The organism is Streptococcus cristatus (assembly GCF_001588905.1).
In the GTDB taxonomy this organism is placed as follows: Bacteria; Bacillota; Bacilli; order Lactobacillales; family Streptococcaceae; genus Streptococcus; species Streptococcus cristatus_N.
The window spans coordinates 1-636 of record NZ_LAWH01000082.1 but is presented as its reverse complement, the minus strand read 5'-3'; the positions used below and the strand labels follow the sequence as shown (position 1 = coordinate 636).

Sequence of the window (636 nt, the reverse complement as noted above, 5' to 3'; positions counted from 1 at the left end):
AGAGGCTAGGACTTTTGTCCCAGCCTCATATTGCAAAAGAAAAAATTAGAAAGGAAATCCTATGGCAAATCATTTTCGTACCGACCGTGTAGGAATGGAAATCAAGCGTGAAGTCAATGAGATTTTGCAAAAGAAAGTCCGTGATCCACGTGTCCAAGGTGTGACCATTACTGATGTCCAAATGCTGGGCGATCTGTCTATGGCCAAGGTCTACTATAGTATCATGAGTGACTTGGCTTCGGATAATCAAAAGGCACAGCTGGGCTTGGAAAAGGCAACTGGTACCATTAAGCGTGAACTGGGCCGAAACCTCAAGATGTATAAGATTCCAGATTTGACTTTCGTCAAAGATGAGTCTATTGAGTACGGTAATAAGATTGATCAGATGTTGCGCAATTTAGAAAAACATTAATGAAAAGAGTGAGATGGGGCAGTGTTTACGAGTCCTGTCTCATTTTTATTTTTGAAAAGACTTTTAAAAAGTTTTGAAAAAAAGGTGTTGACAAGTGGAGATTATCCTGTTATACTAGTAAAGTACTCAATCGCGGGGATGGCGGAATTGGCAGACGCGCAGGACTAAGGATCCTGTGACCGCTTTAGGTCGTGAGGGTTCAAGTCCCTCTCTCCGCATAGGAT

Annotated in this window: 1 protein-coding gene and 1 tRNA gene; both read left to right on the top strand. The window is 42.1% G+C overall.

Translation table 11 applies throughout. The annotated features are described in order from the left end of the window. Positions 1-61 precede the first annotated feature (61 nt). Positions 62-412 (top strand): 30S ribosome-binding factor RbfA, encoded by a 351-nt coding sequence (gene rbfA, locus A0765_RS09785; protein ID WP_005590924.1) that lies wholly within the window; start codon positions 62-64, stop codon positions 410-412. Between the two features lie 132 nt (positions 413-544). Further along, a tRNA-Leu gene (locus tag A0765_RS09780) sits at positions 545-630 on the top strand. Positions 631-636 lie beyond the last annotated feature (6 nt).

Excerpts from the sequence above, each read along its gene's own strand:
- rbfA (WP_005590924.1), top strand. The coding sequence starts at position 62 with ATGGCAAATCATTTTCGTACCGACCGTGTAGGAATGGAAATCAAGCGT.